Here is a 26,708-nt window from a genome sequence, read left to right on the forward strand (position 1 = left end):
TAACACCTCCGAAAGATCGTTACTTCGTTTTGCCGGATTGGTCATGAGGTACGGTTACCGTTGCGGTAGCCGTAGAACGATTTCCTGCTTTATCGGTCGCCGTGTAAGTGATGGTATATACGCGTTCGGAATGCTCTTTGGATTTCTCTGCACGAAGAGCAAAGGTCTTGTCCAAAGTGCCAAACTGCGCGTCTTGAACATCATCCGGTTGGATGGAATCATTACAAGTAATAGAAGTAAGGACAATGTTATCGATTTGCGAGATGGCGTCAGTTGCATACACATCGGCGGTCACAGTAACCATTTTCTTATTTGGCGGCCAGATGGTGTCCTGATCCAAAGTTACTTGGATGGAAGGCGCCTCTTTGTCCAGACGTAGAGTTAGGGATTGGACAACCTCTTCATTTCCGGCTTGATCAATACTTTTGTATTCAAATAAATAAATACCATCAGTTTCAGGTAATGTAACCGGCTGGACATATGGGCTCCAAGCGCCTCCATTCAATCGGTAGGTGGTTTGGGTGACCGATATGTTGTCTGTTGCGGAAAGTGTGATAGTCGGTGCGGAAACATACCAGCCATTGCTGCCGTCAACCGGGCTTGCTACGGCGGTTGTTACTGGCGCTGTCGTATCCAGCGAATTTACGGTAAAGGCCGTTTGGGAAACAGCGATATCGGCATCACCTGCGACGGAAACGGCATAGGTACCAGCAAATCTTGTATTCACAGTAAAATGAAACAGGTAGTCACCGTTTGCGCTGCTTTGGCCCTGATCCAAATAGGCAAGACGATTGTGTGGATCACGGACTTGCACCGTAATGAGGTGTTCTCCCGTCAATCCCGAGTTGCCGGAAACCGTTACAATACCTGTAGCTGAGTCTAACGATGCTGTTACTTCCGCGGGGGATGCCGATGCGATCTGCAGCGATAGGCTGAAGAACATTAGGAGCGACAGCAAGAATAAGGTCCATTTTCTCAAGTTACTTCCTCCTCTGGTTTGTTATCGAGTGGATAAGCCTAAGTCATTCATCCCCTTTCGGATTTTTGGTCAAAAAAAGTGAAATCGTTTTCAATGAAGCGAGTGGAAAAAAATAGCGTGAAAATAGCTATGCTAGTTAACTTTAATACATATTCCTCCAGGCATATTAGGGGAATGAGTTCATTTTTATAGGTTATTTCTTTCATTTAGGTGCATTCAATGAAGCAAGGTAGGGCATTACGTCACAAGGTTAATGTTTTTGCCCTATAAACTGTTATCGAACCCCCCATATCGGAGCAGGTTTATCCTTCTATAATACAAACTAGTACGATCTTAACTTAAGGGGGATAACAGTGAGCCTATCCATTATTGAATGTTTAACGGAGTATGCGAATAACCCGCTTGGGCTTGATGTCAGGCGGCCTCGTTTGTTTTGGAGGCTGGAGTCGAACGATCGGTCTGCTGCTCAAGCGTATTATCAAGTGTTGGTTGCTTCGTCAGAAGAGCGGTTGGATCAAGGTATGGCTGATCAGTGGGACAGCGGCAAAGTGGCGTCCGATCAATCGATTCACATTGCATATGCGGGAGATACGCTGATCTCTGAGCAAACGTATTATTGGAAAGTACGAGTGTGGGATTCGCAGGGAGAAGCGTCTGCCTGGAGTCAAACGGCTTATTGGTCGATGGGGCTGCTGTCACGCGCGGATTGGAAGGCCAAGTGGATCGGCCGCAAAGCAGAAAAAGGCGTTGATATGCAGCCTCCTCCATACTTGCGGAAAAGCTTTCAGCTTGCCAAGCAGGTGAAAAGAGCTTTTGTTTATGCAACTGCGCTTGGTTTGTATGATCTTCGGCTTAATGGAAGCAGGATTGGAGCGCTCTTTGCACCTGGCTGGACTGACTATGAGACACGCGTGCAAGTGCAAGCCTATGAGATTACGGACCAATTAACCGTAGGCGAAAATGTTTTTGGAGCCATTTTAGGTGATGGCTGGTACGCGGGTACGGTCGGTTTTCTCGGGAAAAATGTGTATGGGGAAAGGCCGTTTTTACTGCTTCAGGCACGGATTGAATACCACGATGGCACGAGTGAGCTCATCATGTCGGACTCGTCTTGGCAGGCAGCCAAGGGAGCGATTCTTTATTCGGATCTTATCAAAGGTGAAGCCTACGATGCTCGTCTGGAGCCGACCGGATGGGATCAAGCCGGCTATCAAGCAGCCGCCTTGTGGGAGGTTCCGGATGTTCGAACGGGCTATAATGGATTGCTCGTGGCAACGATTGAACCGCCGGTTCGCATTATGCAAGTACGTAAACCCGTCTCTTTCCGCCGCACGGAAGAAGGGACTTTCATTTATGATATGGGACAAAACATGGTGGGCTGGACAGAGTTCAAAGTTAGCGGGGCAGCAGGCCACCAAGTCACCGTCAGCCATGCCGAGATGCTGAATCCAGATGGCAGCCTATATTTGGACAACTTGCGGGTCGCCGTTCAGCAGGATCATTATGTGTTAAAAGGGACCGGGGAAGAAAAATATGAACCGCATTTTACATTTCACGGATTCCGCTACGTTGAACTGATTGGTTACCCAGGCGAACCAGATTTGGATACAATTGTTGGAAAAGTCGTTCACTCCGAAATGGCCGAGACGGGGCGTCTGGAGACAAATGATGAGATGGTGAACCGGCTGTATGCCAACATTACGTGGGGACAAAGGGGGAATTTCCTCTCGGTGCCGACGGATTGTCCGCAGCGCGACGAGCGGTTGGGCTGGACCGGTGATGCGCAAATTTTTGCCCGCACGGCCGCTTACAATATGAATGTATCTCGCTTCTTTACGAAATATATGCAGGATATGATCGACAGTCAGCTGCCGTCGGGGGCTTTCACAGATGTGGCGCCTGACGCCGGTTGGATTCGCCACAAAATGTGGAATGTCAATCTGAATTGGTTCGCACCCGATAATGCGGGATGGGGAGATGCCGGGATTATCATTCCATGGACCTTGTATCTCATGTATGGGGATATTCGCATATTGGAAAATAACTACCAATCGATGGCGAACTGGGTGAGTTATCTTCGGGACAACACGGAAGATCTCGTGCGTCCGGATTATGCCAACTATGGCGATTGGTTATCCATTGATGCGGATACGCCGAAAGAAGTGTTGGCTACGGCTTATTTTGCTTACAGCACTCAACTATTGGCTAAGATCGCCGGCGTTTTGGGACGCGAGCAAGATCAGACGCAATATGAGAACTTGTTTGTCTCGATTGCCCAAGCCTTCCGGGACGCGTTTGTCAGCAGTGACGGCCGAATTCACGGGGAGACGCAGGCGGTGTATGTCCTTGCGCTGCAATTCAACTTGTTGACCGAAGAATTGAATAGGATGGCTATCGAGCATCTGACAGCGGATATTTCCGCGCGTGGAGATCGGTTATCAACGGGCTTTCTCGGAGTCGGCTACTTACTGCCTGCATTAACGGATCATCAAAAGCTGGATGTTGCCTATACGCTGCTTACTCAGGAGGAGTTCCCTTCCTGGATGTATTCGATTAAACATGGGGCAACGACTATTTGGGAACGGTGGGATGGCTGGACTGAACACAAAGGGTTCCAAACACCGTCTATGAACTCCTTTAATCACTATTCCCTTGGCTCAGTAGGGGAGTGGATGTTCCGATATATGGCCGGTATCGAGGCTGATCCTGCGGCGCCAGGGTTTAAACACGCAATCATACGGCCAAGGCCAGGAGGAAAATTGGACCGGGTCAAAGCAAGCTACGATTCCTTGTACGGAACCATCGAGGTGGCTTGGCATTTATCCGCGTTGTCACAAGTATTCCGAATCGAAGTGTCGATTCCCGTTAATACGACGGCTACGATTTATGTACCTGGCCGGGTTAGTGCCATCGATGGGGTCGAAAAAACGTCAGGAACATGGGAGATCGAAGGCTGCCAGCCGCTTGACAGTACCGATGACGTAAGTTGCTTCAAGCTTGGAGCGGGTCGATACACGTTTGAAAGCGAATTGCTAGCCATCAAGGCATCCGTGTAGAATCGGTTTTTATAATTTATATAAAAAGGGTGAAAGACATGACGACGAGGAAAAAGTACGTATTGGTTGGCGCCGGCGGGCGAGCGCGGTTTTTTTATTCCGCCATGGCGGAGAACTTCCGGGAAACGACGGAGTTGCTGGCCTTATGCGACATTAACCAGACGCGCATGGATTATGCGAAGCAGCAATTGCAGATGAAGTTTGACCATCCGGAGGTGCGCACCTACAAACCGGAAGCGTTCGACCGGATGATCGAAATTGAGAAGCCGGATGTGGTTATCGTCACGAGTGTTGACCGTACGCACCATACGTACATCATTCGTGCGATGGAATTAGGCTGCGATGTGATAACAGAGAAGCCGATGACAATTGACGAGGAGAAGTGCCGTCAAATTCTTGAAACGGTGGAGAAGACAGGACAGAACGTGCGCGTTACGTTCAATTACCGCTACGCACCTCATCATACGAAAGTGCGAGAGTTGATTGAAGAAGGCGTAATTGGACAGGTTAACTCCGTTCATTTCGAGTGGCTGTTGAATACTAAACACGGCGCTGATTATTTCCGTAGATGGCATCGTGACAAGAAAAACAGCGGAGGACTGCTGGTGCACAAATCGACGCATCACTTCGATCTCGTCAGCTTCTGGATCGGGTCAGAGCCGGATACGGTGTTTGCTCTTGGCGATCTGCTTTTCTATGGCCGTGAAAACGCTGAAAAACGCGGAGTAACTCAATTTTACGATAGAGCAACGGGAAATCCGCTTGCTGAAGATGATCCTTTTGCACTCCATTTGGATCGTAATGGGCGATTGAAGGCATTGTATTTAGACGCTGAGCATGAGGATGGCTATCTTCGCGATCAGAATGTTTTCGGAGATGGCATCAGCATTGAGGACACAATGGGCGTTATGGTTCGGTATCAAAACAAAGCGATATTAACCTATTCGCTAAATGCCTATTCCCCTTGGGAAGGATACCGGATAGCTTTTAATGGAACGAAAGGCCGGCTGGAGATGACGATTATGGAGCAATCCTATGTCAACTCTGGTGGTGATAAAGCGCTCGAAGGAGCGATAAAAAATAAAGAGATCCGCGTCTTTCCGATGTTTGACCGGCCTTATGAGGTGAACGTAGAGACCGGTGTTGGCGGCCATGGCGGTGGAGATCCTGTGCTGCTGAACGATATCTTTGGTGAGCCGGCTGAGGATCGCTTTAAGAGGGCTGCGAATCATATGGACGGAGCCCGGTCCATTCTGGTCGGCATTGCCGCGAATCGCGCGATCCGGACAGGACAACCCGTCAGAGTTGCTGATTTGTTAAGATAAAAGATTACCCGCCCCTAGGAATCTCGGGGGAGGGTGGTGGCGGAGGGAACTACAGAGCGCTATTTCATGGGTAGCAGCCATTTAGGCAAACGAAATGGGAACCAGCAGCCGTTATTTTCTCGTTGTGAGCTGGAATGTGCTCAAAAGCCCTGAAATAAGACCCTGTAGTTCCGTCCCGACCGTCAAAACCCGTCAGTTTCGCGGAATAGCGGCTTGTAGTTCCTCTAAATTGCCGAGCCAAGCCAAGCCAAGTGGTGACCTCTTATCGGTTTATCCGAAAGTGCGAGGGACTTTTGCCCATAACGGTTTTAAACGCCCGGCTGAACGTATGAATGTTCGCAAACCCCAGCTGCTCAGCAATTTGACTTAGAGGTGTGTTGGAAAATTGAATGCTATTTTTAGCTCTTTCCATGCGAATGTATTGGTGGTATTGAATGGGAGTCATTTGAAACATCGTTTTGAATAGATGAATGAGATGAAATTTACTGACATGAAACTTCTCGGATAACTCCTCGAGTGTCACGTTCTGATTGACGTGGCGGTCAATATAAGTACGAATTTCGGATAGGAATTCAACCTGACCCTCTTTGTTTGTTTTGCCGCCATAATATTGTTCCCGCAGAAGGATCGCAAGCAGATCAAGCATAGCGCTTTTGACCCGGAACTCGTAATAGGGTGGTTTGGTTTCATGCTCACGGATGAGATCGAACAGCACCCGTTCCAAGTGAGTGGAATCCCGTGGACGAAAATGATTCGGAATGAAATACGGAGATTTGGAGAGCAGGTCCGTTCGAAACCATTCTTTTTCCTTCTCACTCATCTGCTCCATGGACTTGAACGATACGGTAACATCCGGGCTATCCGGCAAAACGTTAAGATCGAAATGGACATGTGGCTGGCGAATCGTTTGTGCCCCTTTTGATTGAATGGCGTGTCGCTCTCCCGGTTTAAAAAAGAAAACATCCCCTGGACGGCCTTCGTAAACTCGCTCTTCCACCCTCACTTCCAACTGACCTTCCATCAGAAACAGCAGCTCATAATCCCAAATCATACGTTCTTCAATCGTCCATGGTGTTTCGATCACACTATCCATCGCAACACGGATATAAGGGGAAATTTGACTTAATTCCATCATGGCACCTCAGCAATATATGGTAAGTAAATCGGCAATCTATGCTAAATAAATGGGGATAAAACGCTTTATAATGGAGGTAGGTACAACAATATATGATACAGAGGTGATGGACATGCTGCAACTGCATGGTTTGGGAAATGGCTTATCTACGGCTCCTCTCGTGACAAACGGGCGGACACGTTCCATTACGGCGGAAAATCCAATGGGAGAGAAAGGGGAGGGAGGCAAAGCCGCCAGCAATCTGGGAACGGCCAGAAAAGGGCGCCCTTGCATCGATGTAAAACAAGGCGAAACGGTTACGCTCGCACATATACAGGGCACTGGCGTGCTTCAGCACTTTTGGATCACGGTGACCGATAAAACAAGTGCCAAAGGACATCAAGCACAGTACGTACTTCGTGACCTCGTGCTCAGAATGTATTGGGATGACGAAGAAACGCCATCCGTTGAAGTACCGCTTGGCGACTTCTTTTGCAATGGTTTCGCCAGACGCAGCAACGTCAATTCCCTTCCGATTTCCGTTAACCCGACCGGCGGGATGAATTGCTATTTCGCCATGCCGTTCCGCACCTCTGCGAAAATTACGATTGAAAACCAACATGCCTATGACATTGGCGGATTTTTCTATACATTCAACTATACGCTTGTTGATGAACTGCCAGATAACGCGGCTTATTTTCATGCGCAATGGCGTCGAGAGCGCTTAACCGAGACTGGTAAAGACTACACCATATTAGACAATGTCAAAGGGGCCGGGCAATATGTGGGTACCTATTTGGCATGGGCAGCGCTGGAAAGGAACTGGTGGGGAGAAGGCGAGATGAAGTTTTATATGGATGGTGATGACGAGTTGCCGACGATTTGCGGGACGGGGACCGAGGATTATGTCGGGGGTGCTTGGTGCTTCTCCAATTTGAAGACCAATGAGCCGGAATCTTATTCAACGCCTTATTTAGGATATACGTACTACAAAGACACGACCGAGATTGATCCATGGTCCGGTCATCAGGTGCCGATGCATGGGATGTATCGCTGGCATCTGCCCGATCCTATCCGATTTGAAAGTGATTTGAAAGTAACGATTCAGCAAATTGGCCACGATCATTCGCGATTATTTGAAAGATCCGATGATCTTTCTTCCGTCGCTTACTGGTATCAAATGGAGCCTCATGCAGATTTTCCGGCGCTGCTGCCGGTGCAGCAAAGATGGCCTAGATAAAATCGCAGCAGGCACTTATTTTGAGCCGCGTTACTTGGTAGTTTTTTAATAAACGCTATAAGGTTGTCTCTGAAGGTCTTCATGGCCAAGGGGAGAACCTTTTTTGCGTATGACAAAAATCTTCATACCCAATTTAGTACATTGGTTTTATATTTATTGAGCAGAGAACTATGGTATAATTTACTAAAACAGGATTGAAATCAAGATCTGAATCAATGCCGTACCGAATGATGAGTGAAAATTGAGGAGAATCATATGGAACTATGGATCGAAGAATCCCGCCAAAGGTGCTTGCAGCAAGGTTTAGACCCTACCAAAATACCTCTACCAGGTTTTCAATTGACGGCCAAACAGCTTCAAGAAGAGAAGCATAAGTATCGAAAGATTCTAGTGGTAACTAATTATTTTGCAGAAAAATTATTAGCCTTCTTGTCAGGGACACCTCATCTCATAGTCGTAACGAATGATACAGGTTATATCCTGGATAATTATGGCGATGAGACCATGAAGACAACCATTAATCGGTTGGGCATTCAAGAAGGCATCAAGTGTGATGAAGAATTTATGGGGACGAATGTGGTAGCGCTTGCGCTCCTTGAACAAAAACCGATTCAGATTGTTGGGAAAGAGCATTATCATATGATGTTGGAGGATAGCGCCTGTTATTGCGTCCCCTTCCACTTTTCCAATTTCCACAACTTATCAGGTGCGATTTCCATTATGACGTCTGTTGAACATCACCATCCTACGTATCTAGCTTTGCTAGCGAACATGGTAGATTCTATCGAACGGGAACTGTCGCTGCGTCTTGTTAATCATAATCAGAACCTGATTCAGCAGCTTGTGGTGAATAATATGCGTAATGGGATCATTATGACGGATGAACGGGGAATCATCACCGAATTTAATGCGTATGCGGAGAAAATTACGGGAAGAAACCGGAAGAGTGTGACAGGCACGCCGGTATTTCCTTTTGAACATTTTGGCAGCTATTTCTATCAAGCTCTGAAGTATCGCAAGCAAAGTGAGAATATTGAGCTTACTTTCCGCTATTCTTTGGATCAAGAGAGTGTGTGTCTCTTTGATGTGCTGCCCATCCTGAATGAGCATGGCGAACTGCTAGGTGCCTTCGCACAGTTTCGTGATATTACCGATCGTGTAATTCTGGAGCGGCAGTGGATTAATTCGGAGAAATTCTCGGCCATCGGCAAGCTGGCGGCAGGTTTAGCGCATGAGATCAGGAATCCTCTTACGGCCATCATTGGTTTTTTTCAGCTGAGTAAGCAGTCCAACGACCCTACCAAACTATGGAGTTACGTGCATTTAATCGAAACAGAGCTTGAAAGCATGAAGCAGCTTGTATCCGATTTCGTCGTGATGGCCAAGCCTAGCACACCGGAACGAAGAGCTGTGAACATGCAGGAATTTCTGAAAGACATTGTACGATTTATGGATAGTCAGGCTATTCTAAAAAACACATCGATTACGGCGATAACGGATAATGCCCTATTGATTGCCATGATTGACCCTTCTCAAATCAAACAAGTCCTCATTAACCTTCTCCAAAATGCTATCGAATCAATAGGGAAAAATGGCATCATTCAGTTGTGCGCAGAATTGGCGCATGACAATCAAAGCTTCAAAATCAGCATTGAAGATAATGGCATTGGCATGACCAAGGAAGAATTGGATCAAATTCTGAATCCCTTTTTTACAACCAAAGAGAATGGATTAGGACTTGGCTTATCGATTTGTTACCGAATTATTGAGAATCATAAAGGAACCATAACGGCAACCTCTCGCAAAGGCTACGGGACGCGGTTTGAGGTTACGTTACCTTTAGAATGACGGCTCGATAACCGGGAAATAGGCACGCTCACTTCACGTTGAAGTGAGTTTTTTGTTTCCGCGATACGACCCTGTGTGTGCATGAAAAGGGAAATATGTATGGTCATCTCCCTAATTGTACCCTAGGCGATAATGTTCTGATTTTATATAATGAGTTGGGGAGTAAGCGCTCTCATAGAAGGGGGAGTAACCAGTGCCCAAGTTCTCAGGCGTGTTTCGTAAGTTTCTTTTTTCCTACATTCTTATTTTAATCATTCCTAGCATTGCGGGGTATATGTCATACCGCACCTCCATTGCTGTCACGCAGTCCATTTCCATTGAGAACAATGTGACACAACTGCAGAAGAGTCAGGAAATATTGGAGCGCAGGATGGCTGAGGTGGAAAGTTTCACCAGGCAGTTGGCTCTGAATCAAGATTTAAGTGTGCTATTAAATGAAAGCGTAGTGGATCAGAAAACGAATGTGTATGGGATTTGGAAAATCTCAAGGGACATTAAGGCTTATAGTCAGACCAATGATTTTTTGAAGCACTTTTTTATTTATTTCACCAACTTTAATGTGCTTGTAACGCCTGGCAACGCCTATTTTCGACCGGAACATTATTATGAGGCTTCACATTACAACAATCTTTCATTCGATGAATGGAAAAAGACGATTTTAGATAAAACGCACAGCAGTGAGATCCTGCCGTTGAGTCCTTTCGTTACAGGTGGTAACCAAACCTCCGTCATCACTTATATGCAATCGCTTCCATTGGATAGCTTCAGTGATTCATCTCCGGCAACCGTTGTCACGATTATAGATGAAAAAACGATCAACAGCGTGTTATCAGGCTTGCGGAATGAATCGGGCAGCTGGATGTATATCAGTGATGCACAAGGACATACCATTAGTTTGCAAGGCATTACCCAGCAGGAAATTGATCAGCTCTCGGTGGATCCGAAGTTTGATAAAACGTCCGTCAGCCAATTTTATAAAGATGATCTCGTGATCAAAATTCGCTCCAAAACAACGGGCTGGGTTTACAGTACGGGGATTCCAAGACATGTTTTAATGGAAAATGCGAATAAGATCAAATACATTACCTGGTCGGTGACAGGTGCGGCGCTGCTGATTGGTCTTCTTGTTGGCTACTTGCTTTCATACCGCAATACGCTTCCAATTACTCGGCTGCTTCAAGTTATGAAAGAGCATTTTGGCAAGGAAGCGGCGCTGGCGCGTAATGAATATGATTTTATACAGGGGAATATTTCCAATATTTTGATGAATAGCAAGCACCTAGAATCTGAGCTCAAACGACAGCTTCCCTTGATTCGGGATGCTTTCTATAAGCGGCTGATTGCAGGTGAGTTTCAAACCAGGGAAGAGATCATGTCTGCGGCTGCTCAGGCGGGCACGGGTGTTAGCTTTAACGCCGGCTACACAGGTATTTTGCAAATCAACGGGTATTCAGACATGGAAAGCGTTGAAATTTTGAACGAGCTGAGCGCTGCCCGATTGATTCTGAAGCAAATTGTGATCGAAGATGAAAGTCGCGTCTTTGTTCATATGACCGATTTGGGCTCGGATCGCGTGGTTCTCCTCTTTACCTCCGGGGATCCAGAAGCTGGGGAGCAAGTCAATAAAGATGAGGTTGAGCAGCTCGTGAACAGGCTAGTTAATCTGGCTTTTGGTGAGTATCGCATTACGATAACGGCAGGGTTAAGCGACCCCTTCAACTCCGTTATGGAGGTTAGCCGATCCTACGAGCAAGCAAGGCAGGCCTTGGAAAACGCTATTTATATGAACAAAAAAGGAGTCGTATGGTTAGGCGATACACGAATTGAGAGCAATACGTATTATTATCCGATCGACTTGGAGCTGCGATTAATTAGTACAATTAGAGCAGGTGATGAAGAGGAAGCAAGGCGTATCGTCAAATCGATGATTGAGCAAAACACGGAAAATCGCGAGCTTTCTATGGAGATGAAGCACCAGTTCATCGGGGAGTTGAAGGGAACGCTGCTCAAACTGCTCGATCAGAAGGCGATTATGGAATCCACATCATTCGAGAAAATCAAAAATCGGATCATTGCTATTGTGACCAGCGAATCCATTGAAATTATTTCCCAAGAAATAAATGGAATTATTGCGGACATGTGCGGCCTGATTACGAGTAAAAAGAACGATGCTCACTCTCGAACAGTGAAACAAATTAATGAATTTATCGCAGCCAGATATGCAGATCCGGACCTTAACTTATACCGGATTGCAGAACATGTCGAAAGGCCGGAGAAGTACATCTCCCAGCTGTATAAAGAGGTGACGGGGACGAATTTATCCGACCAACTGGAGAAAGTAAGAATGGATCACGCGGCGAGTCTTCTGAAAAGAAACCAGTACAACGTCGATGAAATTGCTTCGCATGTCGGCTATAACAGTTCGCATTCTTTTCGCCGAGCATTTAAGCGCGTAATGGGTGTTTCGCCAAGCTCGTTCCGACAATCTGTCGAGGAATAATATGCAAGAGGCTATTCTTCCGTCATTTTCATGATGCATGGGAGAAAGCCTCTTTTTTTGTCTGCACAGGTGATGAGGGTTAAATGGATGTTTAATAAGGCAATTGCCCGGCCTGATTCGGGCTTTATGTTCGGAATTTGACGCAAATGTACCTATACGATGGCCGTGGCAACAACCTATAATCAGCCATATAGAAAGCGCTATCACATTTTATCGGATTGTAGGAGGGAGCATGTGAAAAAGAGTTTTATCAAACATTGGCAGCTGTATCTGATCGTGATTCCACCATCGTTATTTTTTCTTATTTTCAAATATTATCCAATGCTGAATGCCGTCCTTGCCTTCAAGGATTACAACGTGACCAAAGGGATCTGGGGAAGTCCTTGGGTAGGTTTTAAGCATTTTGAGCTGTTTTTCGAGAATCCGATTTTCTGGACTCTAATGAAAAACACGCTGCTTATCAGCGGTTATTTGCTTCTCGCCGGCTTCCCGATTCCTATTCTATTGGCGCTGGCGCTGAATGAAATACGTAATGGCAAGTTCAAGCGGTTCGTGCAACTAGTTTCGTTTGCCCCATATTTTATTTCCACCGTTGTCATGGTTTCCATCATCATGCTGTTTCTGGCACCTCGACTGGGTTTTGTGAATGTGGCCATGAATTATTTCGGGATGGATTCGATTAATTTTCTCGGGCAACCGGGGATGTTTCGCTCGATCTACGTGTGGTCGGATATTTGGCAGACCGCCGGTTATTCCGCCGTTATTTTTCTGGCTGCGCTGGCCGGTGTCGATCCTTCGCTGTATGAAGCAGCCAAAGTGGACGGAGCATCGCGGTTTCAGAAGATCCGCCATATTGATCTGCCAGGCATCCTGCCGACGATCACGATCATTTTTATCTTGAATGTGGGCAGTGTCATGTCATTAGGATTTGAAAAAATTTATTTGCTGCAAAACCCGCTGAACAAAATAAATTCAGAAATAATAGCAACTTATGTGTATCAAATCGGCCTCTTAAACGCGAACTATAGCTTTGCTACAGCGGTCGGCTTATTTAATTCCTGTATCAACTTAATTCTGCTCGTAGTCGTTAATCGGGTTGCGAAACGGCTCTCGAATACGAGTATTTGGTGAGAATGGAGGAACCAATGCGATGAACACCGTGAAAACAACGATCCGAGAATCGGCGGGCGATAAAATATTTGTAATTTGCCTCTATGTGATCTTGAGTCTTCTGCTAGTGATCGTTTTATACCCGCTGATTTATATTGTAAGCTCCTCTTTCAGTTCACCGGCGGCTGTGACGTCGGGACGTGTGTGGTTATGGCCGGTGGAGTTTACCCTGAAGGGATACGCCCAGCTCATGGATAATCCGAAAATCATGACCGGCTATGCGAACTCTTTGTTTTATACGGCGGCAGGGACCTTGATCTCAGTAACGCTTACGATCATGATCGCATATCCGCTATCACGTAAAACATTTAAGGGCCGAAACCTCCTCATGATGTTAGTCACCTTCACGTTGTTATTTACCGGCGGACTTATTCCAACATATTTAGTTGTGAAACAGATGGGCCTCATCGATACCAGATGGGCTTTAATAATTCCCAATGCCATCTGGGTCTGGCAAGTTATCATCGCCCGAACCTTCTTTCAAACATCAATACCTGATGAACTTATTGACTCCAGTGAGCTTGATGGCTGCAGTGACCTCAGATTTATGTGGAGCGTCGTGATCCCGTTATCCAAACCCATCATCGCTGTTTTATTCCTCATGTACGCAGTGGGTCAGTGGAATGCTTACTTCGATGCGCTTATTTATCTCAAAACCGCCCAGCTGTTTCCGCTGCAGCTTATTTTGCGGAGCATTATTATTCTGAATAACAGCTCGAATGCGACGGATGCCCTGAAACTGGTTGAAAGACAGCAGCTGGCAGAACTTCTGAAATACTCGCTGATTGTTGTTGCGACGATTCCAGTGCTTATCATCTACCCGTTTGTACAGCGCTATTTTGTACAGGGAATGTTAGTGGGATCTGTGAAAGGGTAACGGAAAAAGGGATATGGCAGGGAACTGAAGAAATGAAAGGGGTGATCGACGAGAACTTGCAGGTTATAGATCAACCTATAAGTCAGCTTTTCAAATCAGTAAAGGGAGCGGATTTCATTGAAAAGAAGATCGGTCAGCGTTTTGATTTTTATTATCATGTGCAGTTTGGTTGTTGCCGCATGCACGAGTACACAAGAGGCATCGCCATCGTCAAAACCTACTACAGATACAGTCTCGCCAAGTGCTGGGCAAACAGGCAAACCTGTACAAATCAGCGTTTTTGCACAGCAGGCGAATGATATTGATTTAAATACGAATCTGTTCACGAAGCATTTGGAAAGTAAATTTAATGCGAAATTCAAGTTCGATGTGATTCCCTATGACGGTGCCAAAGAAAAGCGCCAAATCTCGTTAGCGAGCGGCGATTATCCGGAAGCGTACATGTTAACGGCTTATATCGACCAGTTCTCGCAAGCGGATCTTTTGAAATTCGGCAAACAAGGTGTCTTGCTGCCGCTGAATGACTTGATTAACCAATACGCGCCTAACATCAAAGCGGCCATGGAGAAGGATGCCACGTTCAAAAGCTTTATTACAGCGCCAGACGGTAAGATCTATGGGCTTGGTTCCTATACGCAATGCTTTCACTGCTCGTACCCGAACAAAATGTGGATCAACACAAACTGGCTGAAAAAATTGAACCTGGAGATGCCGAAAACGACGGAAGATTTCAGGAAAGTGCTGCAAGCTTTCAAAAAAAATGATCCGAATGGCAACGGCAAGGCGGATGAGGTGCCACTTAGTGGTTCAACCGAGGACTTCGGAGTACGTGTGATCCCGTTCCTGATGAACGGCTTCATCTATGATGACGACCGGAATTATTTGAATCTGGTTAATGGGAAAGCGGATACTGTGGCGAATAAACCGGAGTGGAAAGAAGGACTTACGTATATTAAATCCTTATATGACGAGGGTTTGATCGATCCCGGTGCGTTTACTCAAAATGCGGAAGCTTTTAAGAAAATTGGGGAGAACGGTTCAGGGCAGATTCTTGGCGCAGGCGCGGGCATGCATCCAGCCATCTTCGTTAATATTGATAAAGGCAATAAAAACTCAGCCGATTATAACCCGGTTCCGCCTCTTACAGGACCACACGGCTCTCTGTCAACGCATGATGGAGGCGGCTTGATTCCTGGGGCGAAGTTTGTCATCACCAATAAAGCGAGTCAAGAAGCGCAAGTTACTTTAATCAAAATGGTCGATTACATGTTCACGATGGAAGGTCAAACGAATGCAGCATCCGGTATGGAAGGCATTGACTGGAGAAAGCCGAAGGAAGGCGAAGTGGCGCTGGGCAAAGGGGTTACACCACAAATCGCGACGATTCCAGCGATTGATGGGCAGCCGCCTCGCAATGCGGGATGGAGCGGCATGGGCCATTTTTACCAGCCGAAAGAATATCGCGACAGCATCGTACAAGGCACGGATGTTTATGATTCCGCCAATTACGAACGCAGATTGTATGACGCGACACTGCTGTATCAAGGGCATGAACCGAAAGAGCTGTTCCCGATGTGGGCGATTTGGATCGATCCGGCGCTGACTGATGAGGCGAGCATTCTTCAAACCAACATCAAAAACTATATCGAGCAAAGCGCGCTCCAGTTTATTACGGGGAATAAAGATTTGAACAAGGATTGGGACGCATATGTGAAAGGGCTCGACAATCTGAAGCTAGGCAGATATCTTGAAATTCTTCAAAAAGCGTACGATGCGGCAGCAATTAAAAAATAAGACGTAGCGTGGGGCTGTCGAGATAGGTCAGGAATGATCTGTCGGATGGCCTCATTTTTGAATTGCGTCATCGGGGGGGATTTTAAATGACGGAAGACAAGAGAATCCTATTTCTGGGAGATAGCATAACGGCTGATGGAACGTTTATTGCTTTTTTGGAGGCAATTTTGTTTCAACACTCCCCTGGTCAGGGGTTCACATTAATCAACATAGGTGTGCCTAGTGAGACAGCTTCAGGTTTAACAGAGGGGGATCATCCATTTCCGCGGCCTTGTGTCCATGAACGGATTGAACGTGCGCTGCTAATAACTAAGCCCGATTGGGTCGTATTAGGTTACGGCATGAATGACGGGATCTATTCGCCTTTTTCCCAGGAAAGATTTTCAGCTTATCAAAAAGGGCTGCTTGAAGCCATACGGATCGTGCGTTTAATCGGTGCCAAGGCGATCGTGATGACGCCTCCGCCATTTGATTCATCCGCAATTAGACAAGAAACACTTCTGGCTGATAGCCATCATGAACATGCATACAGCTACTTAACTCCCTATGAACATTACAACGATGTACTCAAAACGTACGCGCGCTGGCTGCTTTGGCAGGAAGGGATCGCTGATGAAGTGGTGAATATTTATGATCCGCTGCTGCAAGCCAGGGAAAAAGCGCAAATGAACGATCCTGACTACCGCTCTGGAGACGGAATTCATCCACACGCTGACGGCCATTGGGTTATCGCCGAAACGCTTCTCCGCCATTTATTTCAAATAAGTTGTAAAGCAACTCCACGGTTCGTCGGGCAACCGGAGAGCTCGCCTTTCTTTCAGCTTGTTTGGCAGCGCCAAAAAGTGTTAAGTGCAGCCTGGAAGGAACATATTGGACATTCCAATCCGAACAAAGCAACAGCTTTACCTCTGGATGATGCATTGCTAGTAGGCGATAAGCTGGCAGAGCAAATTAAAAACCACCTTTCTATGTACTAGAGGGTGGTTTTATTTAGTTGCTTGACAAAAGTAAGTCTATAACGATATTATACGAACATAAAGTTCAATACTTTAAAAAAGTTAGCTTTGGAAGGGGAAGTATTTGAAGTGAAGAATTATCAGCAATTGGGGGCATTACTATTAAGAGTGCTGCTCGGAATTATCTTTTTATCCCATGGTGTTGCCAAATTCCAAGGAGGAATCGGCAATATTGCAGGTTGGTTTGAAAGCATCGGCATTCCCGGATCTTTGGCCTATGTCGTGGCTACCATCGAATTGGTAGGCGGGATTGCTCTGATTCTAGGACTAGGTACACGTATTGTGTCCGCAATATTGGCAATTATGCTGCTGATTGCGACGTTCAAAGTGAAGCTGGCTGTCGGTTTTCTCGGAAATGGGCAAATGGCAGGATACGAGCTTGATCTCGCTTTAATCGGTATGGCTGTTTATTTGCTAATCAACGGAAGCCAAAGGCTTGCCATAGATTCGCTCTTTAATAAAGGTCAAACATCAGCGCTATAAGCAATTAACTTTAAAACGGAGGATCCTATGATTCAGATTTATGCGGCAGAGAACCGTTATCAAGTCAATTTAGGATGGCTTCAGAGCCGATTAAGTTTCTCTTTCGGAGAGTATTATGACCCGAATAATACCGACTTTGGCGTTATGCGTGTATGTAACGATGATGTTGTAGCGCCGGGCCGAGGATTTGGCGCGCATCCTCACAGTGACATGGAAATTGTGACGATTGTGCTTGAAGGAGCAGTACAGCACTCGGATAATCTCGGAAACTCGGAGATTACTTCTGCAGGCGAAGTGCAGCGGATGAGCGCTGGCACGGGAATCGTGCATGCAGAATTTAATGCATCCAAAACAAAGTCGACCCGGTTTCTGCAGCTTTGGTTTGAGCCGAATGAGCTTGGGCTGTTTCCAACGTACGAAACCCGGCGCTACGATGCTGAGCAATTGCGAAACGCGCTCCTGCCCGTTGTGACGCCAGAAGGATCTGAGCAAGCGGTGATGATCAATCAAGACTTAAAGCTTTACTTAAGTCGGCTTGATCAAGGAAGTACGCTGTCTTTTGAGCAAAAGGAAGGGCGTCGTGCATTTATGTTTGCCATTGAGGGGCAAGTTACGGTGAGCGGAAAACAGCTTAGTGCAGGAGATACGGCTCGCATTGAGTCCGAATCCAATCTCATGATTGAGGCAGAGAAAGATGCCTTTTTCATGCTGATCGACCTTCCATAATGGTGCTGAGGAGGGATGTAATGAAAGAAGTACTCATTGTTAAACATGCCGTAGGAGGCCGTACCTTTATTCATTCGGAAACAGATGCGCTTCGTTATGAAGTCGTTCCGGATGGTGATGGCTGGCGAATCACGGTATCTACACCGAAGAGCGCGGCTGTCGAGGAGCTGCTGAAGTGGAAGCGTGAGCTTAATGTTTTTCTTTTTCAGGAGTTTGACGATCAACCGACACGGAAGATTTGGTTTTACGTCAAAGAGGGGCCGGTAGAATATGTAGACGGTCTTGAGCAACTGACGATCAAGGCTCAGTCCCGAATCGATTATGTGCCTGATGAGTTTGATATGTGAAAAGTAAAACCATATATATAGAAGAAAGCTGTCGCAAAGGTAGAATTTTCTGCTTTTGTGACAGCTTTTTTTGATTTATCAAGAGAACCCCAATTGTCATTTGAAAATGTTGATCGTATTGGACGAAATCCAACGAAACCCCCAATGGGGCACCTAAATTGCTGATCTCATTGGACGAAATCCAAGCTAACTGCCATTTCCGACGCTTTAGCGCCGCGATTAACGTATTCCATTGGAATTCATCCAATAGGATAGGTAATAAAGCCTTCAAAGCAATGGTTTCATTGGATTTCATCCACTGGAACCATTCCTATAGCGCCCCAAGAGCAGCTACTCTTGAGTTAATGAAGCGAGATCCTCGTAGCGATGCATGCCTTTAAACGTGTAAGGCGTGTAGCCGACATGCTTTTTGAACAGCTGGCAAAAGTAGGAGAAATTGCCCAGCCCGACGGCTTCCCCAATGTCTTGAACAGACATGTCGGTTGTTTTGAGCAGCCAGCAAGCCTGGCGAATGCGTCTGGCGGTCAAGTACTCGGTAATCGTACTGCCGATCGATTGCCGGAAGGTTGCCGACACGTGGTTCGGAGTTAGATGAACGGCCTGCGCTAGGTCCTCCAGCTTGAACGGCTTGCTGTAATTCTCTTCGATCCAAGAGAGCATGCGTTCAGCCGTTGTTGAGCTTTTGCGCGGATGCACCTGTGGAAGGTCTGTTTGAGAGGTGATGGTCGTCTCAAACCCTGTGCGCACTTGGTGGATAAATGCCGTTAGGAAAAGCAGCTGCTCTTCAAGCAGCCTTTCTGTGCCTTGATCAATAGCAGCCTCGATTCTAGGCGCATAAAGGCGGAATAATTGTTCGAGTGCCGTAAGATCCGAACACTGGAAGGATTGCGGAGATAACGGATCTTTCCACAATTTGCGCAAAAATTCTTGCAGCGAAGGAAAGGCGGCAAGCGCTGCCTCTAGGACCGCCGGCTCAAGCACGAAAAGAGAGCGGACGTAACTTTCCTGCGGAAGGTTATACATACGAAGACGATGCAGCTGAAACGGTCGAAAGCAAAAAATAGCCCCTGGCGTCATTTCAACGATTTGTTGCTCAATTATGGCGATGCCTCTGCCTTCATGGACGATAAGAAGTTCCATCCCCTGGTGAGCGTGAAAGATTTCCTCAAACTCATGCGTTCTATTTTTAAAAAACGATAGTTGCACCGGATGAACATTTAAATTCATGTAGTTCATTAGCTTCATAACGAAAACTCCTCATCGTAATCTAACAACATTTTATCATAAGAGGGCTACACATTATTCGCTTTTTTTTTGGTACGATGAAGATAGGTAATGGAGCAGCTAGAGGAGGAACGACTCGTTCATGAAAAAGCGCAGGTTAAACGAAAATTGGGAGCATTACCGTGGATCCTTAGGAGGTGCTTGGGAGGTTTGGCGGTCAGATAAGCTGCAAAATCACTATAATGTGCCATGGGAAACAGTCACGCTTCCCCACACCTACAATGGGTATGATGTAATGGACCCGGACAGCAAGTATTATCAAGGACAAGGCTGGTACCGAAGCCGGTTAAAAGTCGATAACCCGTATCCGAAGGGGAGGACTTTGCTGCATTTTGAAGGTGCCGGGCAGCGTACGGATGTTTATGTGTACACAGAGAAAGTAGATTCGCATCTGGGCGGTTACGATGAATTTACCGTTGACATTACGGAGGCTGTGAAGCGGGCTCAGGGAATAGAACGTTACGCAGGGCAAGTTCCATTGGCAATTGCGTGCGATAACAGCAGGGAGTTAGAGACGATTCCTTCTGATGCAAGCGATTTCAATCTGTATGGCGGGGTGTACCGCTATTTGAACCTTGTGTATGTGCCGCAGATTTCCTTGTCCAGCGTACATGTTCAGACTGATTTGGGTGCGATTGTTGGTGGAAAAGCGGATAACGGGAAAATCAAAGTGCGGGCGAAACTCTATAATCCGGATGCAATAGCCGGAAATGTTACTTTAACGATTAAGGTAACGCAGCAGGATGGTTTGGTTATCGGGCAGTCCGAAGTGACTTTACCGGCATGGCAGGGGGAGAAAGAGCTCGCAGCTTTGGAAGTACCCGGGCCGAAGCTATGGTCGGTGTCCGAGCCGAATCTATATCACTGTTCGGTGGCGCTGGTTTGTGAAGATGGCGAAACGGTGTTGACGGAGCAATTTGGTTTCCGCAGTTTTGAGTTTGTCAAACGGGGACCGTTTAAACTTAATGGCGAACGGCTTCTGCTGCGGGGAACGCATCGCCATGAGGATCATGCGGGCGTAGGCGCAGCGATGAGCGAGGACTTGATTCGTGAAGAAATGCAGTTGATCAAGGACATGGGCGCTAATTTTATTCGCCTCGGCCACTATCAACAGTCACGAATCGTGCTTGACTTATGCGATGAGCTTGGGCTCCTCGTCTGGGAAGAAATTCCTTGGTGCCGCGGAGGCCTTGGCGGACCGGAATACCGTCAGCAGTGTACCGACATGCTCACAGCAATGATTGAACAGCATTACAACCATCCTTCGATTATCCTATGGGGTCTTGGGAATGAGAATGATTGGGAATGCGATTTCGATTACTTCGATCAGCAGGAAATTCGCGCCTTCATGAAGGAATTGCATGAACTCTCGCATAAGCTCGACCCAAGCCGATTAACGTCGATTCGCCGCTGTGAATTTTGCAAGGATATCGTTGATGTTTATTCGCCTTCGATTTGGGCCGGTTGGTACCGCGGTGTCTATACGGACTATGAGACAAGCAGTAAAACAGCTTTCGAGAATGTGGACTCCTTCTTCCATATGGAATGGGGCGCAGATAATTTACCGACCCGGCATGTTGAGGAAACCTACACGGGCTTTACTTTCATGAAGCAATCCGAAGGGGCAACAGACGAGCGGGACGGGGATTACTTGCTGACCGGCGGTGAGCCGCGTGTATCTCGTGACGGCGACTGGTCAGAGACCTATTTCTGCGAAATGATCGATTGGTACTTGAAATCGCAAGAGAATATGAGCTGGTTGACGGGAGCGGCGCAGTGGTCGTTTAAGGATTTCTCCACGCCGGTGCGGCCGGATTCGCCAATTCCTTATTTGAATATGAAAGGGATTGTTGAGCGGGATCTGACGCCGAAAGAGGCTTATTATGTTTTCCAATCCTATTGGTCTGAGAAACCGATGGTGCGCTTATATGGTCATACCATGCCGGTACGCTGGGGAGCCGAAGGCGAGCAGAAGATGATCAAGGTGTATTCCAATGCGGAGGAAGTGGAGTTGTTCCTCAATGGCGAAAGCCTTGGCGTGAAGCGCCGCGACTCGCAAAATTTCCCATGCGCAGGCTTGCGTTGGGAGACGGCATTGCGTGTTGGTGAAAACCACCTGCGCGCAGAAGCGGTTCGTGGCGGGGTTACCGTGAGCGACGAGCTGAGTTTCCATTATCAAACGGAGACATGGGGCGAGCCGGCGCAGCTGGAGCTGACGACAACAACACTGGAAGACGGCAGGGTATATGCAGAAGTACTCGCTTATGATGCGGCAGGTGTATTTTGCCCGGATGCAGCGTCCTTTGTCCGATTTGGATTAGCTGGTGACGGCAAACTGCTGGACAATCTAGGCACGATTCGTGGCTCGAGGCTTACACAATTAGCATCAGGCCGTGCGGGGATTTATGTAGATCCGTATGGCGGTTTGCCGGCTGGGATTACGGTGACGGATTTTGTAAGTGCTGGTGGCCCGGCTTCGTCTTTGATTTCAAAGTCCGGTCGTGATGGGCAGCGCCCGTATACATCTGTTATCAGCGCGGCTTGTGAGGGAATGCCTACCGTTACTCAGGTAGTTGTAGTGAAGGGTTGAACGGTTGAAGAGTTGAAACCAATTACTAGGAGGTTATAACGATGAGTGTGAACCAAACAGCAACATGGAATAGTGCCCAAAAGTTTGAAGAAATTTTACCCCAAGTCTGGGAAGCGCTGCAGGTAAAAGTCGATCGTATGATCGAGCAGCTTGGAGACAAATCACCGCATGTAGCCAAAGAAGATGGACAGTACGATGACATGCGGATCGATTGGTGGACATCCGGCTTCTGGCCGGGAATTCTTTGGATTCTTCATGATCTGACAGGGAAAGAACATTATAAGGAAGCCGCATGGCGCTGGGATGAAAAGCTGGAGCAAGCTAGCATTCGGACCAACAATTTTCATCATGATGTTGGCTTTCAATATTTGCCGACAGCGGTTATTAAGCATAAATTGACTGGCGACAGCGATGGATTGCGCCGTGGCTTGCAGGCGGCTAATTTCCTGGCAGGCCGGTTTAACCTGGCGGGCAGCTTCCTTCGTGCATGGAATCAGGAGAAAATCGGCTGGTCCATTGTCGACTCCACCATGAACTTATCCATCCTGTTCTGGGCAGCGGAAATGACGGGCGACCCGCGTTTTGAGCAAATCGGCAGAGCCCATGCGGATACGGTTGTTGACAAATTTATCCGCGAAGACGGTTCGGTGAATCATATCCTTAGCTTCAATCCGAAGACGGGAGAGCTGATTGAATCCTTAGGCGGCCAAGGGGCAGGTCCGCAGTCAGCCTGGAGCCGCGGAGCCTCCTGGGCGCTGAATGGTCTCGCGAACGTCTACCGTTACACGGGAGAAGTGCGTTACTTGCGTGCGGCACAGCGTGTAGCGAATTATTTCCTGGCGTGCCTGCCGGAAGATCATGTGGCGCATTGGGATTTCCGCGCGGCAGAATCGCTGGATGCTGAGCCTAGGGATACATCGGCTGCTACTTGCGCCGCATCAGGGTTGATTGAGCTGGCGGACTTCTTGCCGGCCGTTGAAGGCAATGTATACCGCCGCGCTGCGGAGCGCATCCTGCTGTCGCTTACACAGAATTACGGGACATGGGATCAGCCGGAACATCAGGCTATTTTGCTAGAAGGCACTGGCAACAAACCGGCCGGGCAAAACATTAATGTATCACTTATCTACGGCGACTACTATTACGTTGAGGCAATCGCCAAGCTGCTGGGTTGGAAGCAGCGGATTTTCTAGGGGATATCATCTCCCCAGGCATGAATACAGCGACCGTTAGGGATGTTCCCTGACGGTTTTTTAATGCACTCCCTTCGCCAAGTGTCTCAGCAACACGGATTGTTCTCCATCCCGAAAATTCGCTCGCACCGGGCTCTTAACAAGCTAAAATGCGTAGGAGAAGTTAACTCCTCCCACAGGTATCTGAATTCAAGATATTTCACATCATCATTCTGTATTATGCAGAAGAGCAATAATCAAAGTATCATGGTTACGCGATCCAAAACTAACAAAGGAGGAACGCGTAATGAAAAGAAACACGCTTATTGTTCTTATAGGAGGCATTGCGGCAATGATGGTAGCAATGGGAATCGGAAGATTCGCCTTTACTCCGATCCTGCCGATGATGATGGAAAACCATTTATTCTCACCAGCGGGAGCGGGTTATCTGGCTTCAAGCAATTATTTGGGGTATTTGATTGGCGCGTTTCTTCTGACCCTGGTTCAAGTGAACAACCGTTCAAGGCTGCTGCTTGCAGGGCTAATCGCCAGTATTGTGACGACTTGGGGAATGGGGGGAATTCCACAGTCTTGAGATCTGGCTTTTGCTCCGGTTTTTGTCGGGTTTTGCCAGTGCGGTCGTGTTTGTCATCGCCTCCAGCATGATCATGGATCGCTTATCGCAGCTCCAAGCCGGCATATTTTATGGTGGCGTGGGAGCGGGCATACTGTTGACCGGAGTCTCGGTTCCGCTGCTTGCAAAGACCGGCGATTGGATCGAAGTATGGAAGGGATTGGGCTTGATCAGTCTACTACTTGGTTTGACAGCCTGGTATTTGCTGCGGGACAAGGACAAGCATTCCGGAGCGAAGACGGCTCAGTCGCCTCGCAACGAGCAAACTTCAGGGGTTCGTCGGATATTGATTTGGTTGACGATTGCCTATGGATTGGAAGGCTTGGGCTATATTGTTACGGGAACTTACCTTGTAGCGTACGCTAAGACGGTTTCCAGCCTCCCGAACATCGCATCGCTAAGCTGGATCTTGGTTGGTATCGCTGGAGCGCCTTCGTGCATCTTGTGGTCGAAGCTGGCTTCTCAATGGGGGAAAAAGTGGACATTGACTTTCTCTATGATCTTACAATCCGTTGGCATCGCGATTCCGGTGCTTATTCATTCTTCAACGGCCGTATTTGTTGGCGCATTTCTGTTCGGGGCAACTTTTATGGGGATCACGATGTTGACCGTTTCTTTTGCCAAGGATTTGTATCCGCAGAGTAATCGCAAAATAATTGGGCTGTTGACCACTTTCTTCGGGTTGGGGCAAATCATAGGACCACTCATTGCCGGTCATCTGATCTCGGGAAATGGCAGCTACTTGTCCGCTTTAATTGGAGCTGCACTTATCGTCCTCTTGGGCGCGGTAATCCTGCCGCTAGGTATTGGCAGCGCTGATCGGAAAAGGCTCAAACTGATTCGGTAATGTGAAAATGAAATGAGAAATGAGTGACCACTCCGCTCTGTATGGCTGCCTTGTGTCCACTATACTCCTCTGCAGACCTCACCTAGCGGAGGACACTCGCGCAATGTTTTGGTTGCACTTTCTACAATATATAACGGCTTTAAACCCTACCACCCAGTTCTTCATTGTATGAAATACACTGAGTTCATTCAAAATAACGTGAAAACCGCTCCATCCTGTTTTCTTCGCTGTACTTTTTACAGCGTAGAAGGCGGCAGCGGCCGAAATGAGGCTTCTATGTTGCACAGAGTACAGCATAGCTAGAGAAGGCATTGGCCATTATTGAAGGCTGCCATTACATGAATTCTAACGGAGCCCCTTAGCTATATGTATTTGAGATACTCGGTATCACGATTCTATATTATTCAGGATATCCGTCTTGTTATATGATGAAGGAGTAGATCAGCTCAGCAGATCTTATTTTTATAAATAACACCTACCTTTTAATAGGTATATAAAGGAGAATATAATCATGAATTTTCAAAACAAAACAGTAGTCATTACAGGTGGAAGCAGCGGTATTGGGAAAGCAGCAGCAATGGAATTTGTTAAACGAGGGGCTAACGTCGTCATCAATGGGCGCCGCGAACAAGAGCTGGCAGAAACAGCAAGAGAGGTTGATCCAACGGGGGCAAAAATCGGATATGTGGCTGGCGACATTTCAGATCCTCAAACAGCTGAACGTTTAATCAGCGAAACGCTTGCTCGCTTTGGACGTATCGACACACTCGTAAATAACGCAGGTATCTTTATTGCGAAGCCATTCACGGAAATTACGGAAGACGAATTTGGAGCGGTTCTAGCGACCAATGTGGAAGGATTTTTCCATGTTACCCAACGCGCGCTCTCAGTAATGCAGAAAGCAGGTTCCGGCCATATCGTCAACATTACGGCAAGCGGAGCAGCCGAGCAGCCGATTAAAGCCGTACCGTCCGTGCTTGCTGCACTTTCCAAAGGAGGCATGAACGCTGCCACGAAATCGCTGGCGATTGAGTATGCGGACAAGGGGATTCGCGTGAATGCTGTCGCTCCAGGGGTTACGAAAACGCCGATGCATGCGGTTGAGACCCATGATTATTTGGCTCAATTGCACCCTGTAGGCCGAATGGGCGAGGCTCAGGATATTGTTGACGCTATTATTTATCTAGAAACAGCACAATTCGTAACAGGTGAGATTCTTCATGTCGATGGCGGCCAAAATGCTGGGCAGTGGTAAGCTGTAAATAATTTTCTGCATCCGGACAAATACTGAATGATATAGGGGGATGGGTTTATGCTATATGAACTACGGATCTACGATGTGACTCCCGGGAAAATGGAAGCTATTTTGAATCGGTTTCGGGATGGTACGATTAGCATTTTTGCTAAACATGAGATGAAGGTAACGAATTTCTGGGTGGACGTAGACGATTCCAAAGAGCGGTTGTATTATGTGCTGGAGCATGCGGACATGGCTTCCCGTGAACGGAACTTCCAAGCCTTTTTCGAAGATTCGGAGTGGCTGGAGCTTAAGTCAAAATCTGAAGTAAACGGACCGCTGCATGAGAAAATAGAAGTCGTCTACATGAAAAAAGCGTCTTTCTTCGAGTAAAAGAAATCCATGGCAAAACATGAAATCATAGGTCAACCAGGATGTCTGGTTGACCTTTTCTGCGTTCGTCCATCCC

The 26,708-nt window shown here is 47.2% G+C and carries 21 protein-coding genes; 18 read left to right on the forward strand and 3 right to left on the reverse strand.

Annotated features, from left to right (window positions below):
- Positions 1–19: 19 nt before the first annotated feature.
- Complete coding sequence (locus ACKTT9_RS12810) at positions 20–979, reverse strand: OmpL47-type beta-barrel domain-containing protein (RefSeq protein ID WP_407871876.1); 960 nt, start codon at positions 977–979, stop codon at positions 20–22.
- Between the two features lie 353 nt (positions 980–1,332).
- On the opposite strand from ACKTT9_RS12810, the gene ACKTT9_RS12815 reads away from it, so the two are divergent.
- A complete protein-coding gene (locus ACKTT9_RS12815) occupies positions 1,333–4,035 on the forward strand; it encodes a family 78 glycoside hydrolase catalytic domain (protein WP_407871877.1) in 2,703 nt (900 codons plus the stop codon).
- A 38-nt stretch (positions 4,036–4,073) separates the two neighbouring features.
- Positions 4,074–5,360, forward strand: coding sequence for a Gfo/Idh/MocA family protein (locus tag ACKTT9_RS12820; RefSeq protein WP_407871878.1), 1,287 nt, complete (start codon positions 4,074–4,076; stop codon positions 5,358–5,360).
- A gap of 262 nt (positions 5,361–5,622) precedes the next feature.
- On the opposite strand, the gene ACKTT9_RS12825 is transcribed toward ACKTT9_RS12820, so the two are convergent.
- Positions 5,623–6,495: a helix-turn-helix domain-containing protein gene (locus tag ACKTT9_RS12825; protein ID WP_407871879.1), complete on the reverse strand. Its 873-nt coding sequence runs from the start codon at positions 6,493–6,495 to the stop codon at positions 5,623–5,625.
- A gap of 112 nt (positions 6,496–6,607) precedes the next feature.
- Here ACKTT9_RS12825 and ACKTT9_RS12830 point away from each other — a divergent pair, with 112 nt between their 5' ends.
- From ACKTT9_RS12830 to ACKTT9_RS12875, 10 genes are all read left to right on the forward strand, one after another.
- Positions 6,608–7,714 (forward strand): glycoside hydrolase family 172 protein, encoded by a 1,107-nt coding sequence (locus ACKTT9_RS12830; RefSeq protein ID WP_407871880.1) that lies wholly within the window; start codon positions 6,608–6,610, stop codon positions 7,712–7,714.
- A 255-nt stretch (positions 7,715–7,969) separates the two neighbouring features.
- Entirely contained in the window at positions 7,970–9,562 is a 1,593-nt protein-coding gene (locus ACKTT9_RS12835; protein ID WP_407871881.1) for an ATP-binding protein, read from the forward strand.
- Between the two features lie 193 nt (positions 9,563–9,755).
- The gene (locus ACKTT9_RS12840; protein WP_407871882.1) at positions 9,756–12,062 is read left to right on the forward strand and encodes a helix-turn-helix domain-containing protein; all 2,307 of its coding nucleotides are present in this window, start codon (positions 9,756–9,758) and stop codon (positions 12,060–12,062) included.
- Between the two features lie 234 nt (positions 12,063–12,296).
- Entirely contained in the window at positions 12,297–13,193 is an 897-nt protein-coding gene (locus tag ACKTT9_RS12845; RefSeq protein ID WP_309491892.1) for an ABC transporter permease subunit, read from the forward strand.
- Between the two features lie 19 nt (positions 13,194–13,212).
- Positions 13,213–14,109 carry a carbohydrate ABC transporter permease gene (locus ACKTT9_RS12850; protein ID WP_407871883.1) on the forward strand — a complete coding sequence of 299 codons (897 nt, stop codon included), beginning with the start codon at positions 13,213–13,215 and terminating at the stop codon, positions 14,107–14,109.
- A 117-nt stretch (positions 14,110–14,226) separates the two neighbouring features.
- A complete protein-coding gene (locus ACKTT9_RS12855) occupies positions 14,227–15,903 on the forward strand; it encodes an extracellular solute-binding protein (RefSeq protein ID WP_407871884.1) in 1,677 nt (558 codons plus the stop codon).
- A gap of 86 nt (positions 15,904–15,989) precedes the next feature.
- Positions 15,990–16,880 carry a GDSL-type esterase/lipase family protein gene (locus ACKTT9_RS12860; RefSeq protein ID WP_407871885.1) on the forward strand — a complete coding sequence of 297 codons (891 nt, stop codon included), beginning with the start codon at positions 15,990–15,992 and terminating at the stop codon, positions 16,878–16,880.
- A gap of 108 nt (positions 16,881–16,988) precedes the next feature.
- Positions 16,989–17,402, forward strand: coding sequence for a DoxX family protein (locus ACKTT9_RS12865; RefSeq protein ID WP_407871886.1), 414 nt, complete (start codon positions 16,989–16,991; stop codon positions 17,400–17,402).
- A gap of 27 nt (positions 17,403–17,429) precedes the next feature.
- Positions 17,430–18,128 carry a pirin family protein gene (locus tag ACKTT9_RS12870; RefSeq protein WP_407871887.1) on the forward strand — a complete coding sequence of 233 codons (699 nt, stop codon included), beginning with the start codon at positions 17,430–17,432 and terminating at the stop codon, positions 18,126–18,128.
- A gap of 20 nt (positions 18,129–18,148) precedes the next feature.
- Positions 18,149–18,475 carry a hypothetical protein gene (locus ACKTT9_RS12875; RefSeq protein WP_407871888.1) on the forward strand — a complete coding sequence of 109 codons (327 nt, stop codon included), beginning with the start codon at positions 18,149–18,151 and terminating at the stop codon, positions 18,473–18,475.
- 330 nt (positions 18,476–18,805) lie between these two features.
- Here ACKTT9_RS12875 and ACKTT9_RS12880 read toward each other — a convergent pair whose 3' ends face one another.
- Positions 18,806–19,720 carry a helix-turn-helix domain-containing protein gene (locus ACKTT9_RS12880; RefSeq protein ID WP_407871889.1) on the reverse strand — a complete coding sequence of 305 codons (915 nt, stop codon included), beginning with the start codon at positions 19,718–19,720 and terminating at the stop codon, positions 18,806–18,808.
- 121 nt (positions 19,721–19,841) lie between these two features.
- Between ACKTT9_RS12880 and ACKTT9_RS12885 the strand changes: the two genes are divergently transcribed.
- The 6 genes from ACKTT9_RS12885 (at position 19,842) to ACKTT9_RS12910 (ending at position 26,632) form a co-directional block, all read left to right on the forward strand.
- Positions 19,842–22,349, forward strand: a complete 2,508-nt coding sequence (locus ACKTT9_RS12885) for a glycoside hydrolase family 2 TIM barrel-domain containing protein (protein ID WP_407871890.1) — start codon at positions 19,842–19,844, stop codon at positions 22,347–22,349.
- A gap of 41 nt (positions 22,350–22,390) precedes the next feature.
- On the forward strand, positions 22,391–23,542 hold the full coding sequence (locus ACKTT9_RS12890) for a glycoside hydrolase family 88 protein (RefSeq protein WP_407871891.1): 1,152 nt from the start codon (positions 22,391–22,393) through the stop codon (positions 23,540–23,542).
- 286 nt (positions 23,543–23,828) lie between these two features.
- The gene (locus ACKTT9_RS12895) at positions 23,829–24,116 is read left to right on the forward strand and encodes a YbfB/YjiJ family MFS transporter (protein ID WP_407871892.1); all 288 of its coding nucleotides are present in this window, start codon (positions 23,829–23,831) and stop codon (positions 24,114–24,116) included.
- A gap of 10 nt (positions 24,117–24,126) precedes the next feature.
- Complete coding sequence (locus ACKTT9_RS12900; protein ID WP_407871893.1) at positions 24,127–25,002, forward strand: YbfB/YjiJ family MFS transporter; 876 nt, start codon at positions 24,127–24,129, stop codon at positions 25,000–25,002.
- 511 nt (positions 25,003–25,513) lie between these two features.
- Positions 25,514–26,257 carry an SDR family NAD(P)-dependent oxidoreductase gene (locus ACKTT9_RS12905; RefSeq protein WP_407871894.1) on the forward strand — a complete coding sequence of 248 codons (744 nt, stop codon included), beginning with the start codon at positions 25,514–25,516 and terminating at the stop codon, positions 26,255–26,257.
- A 57-nt stretch (positions 26,258–26,314) separates the two neighbouring features.
- Complete coding sequence (locus ACKTT9_RS12910; protein ID WP_407871895.1) at positions 26,315–26,632, forward strand: NIPSNAP family protein; 318 nt, start codon at positions 26,315–26,317, stop codon at positions 26,630–26,632.
- Positions 26,633–26,708: the final 76 nt, after the last annotated feature.

Origin of the sequence: Paenibacillus sp. P36 (assembly GCF_045866505.1) — a bacterium.
Classification (GTDB): domain Bacteria; phylum Bacillota; class Bacilli; order Paenibacillales; family NBRC-103111; genus Paenibacillus_E; species Paenibacillus_E chondroitinus.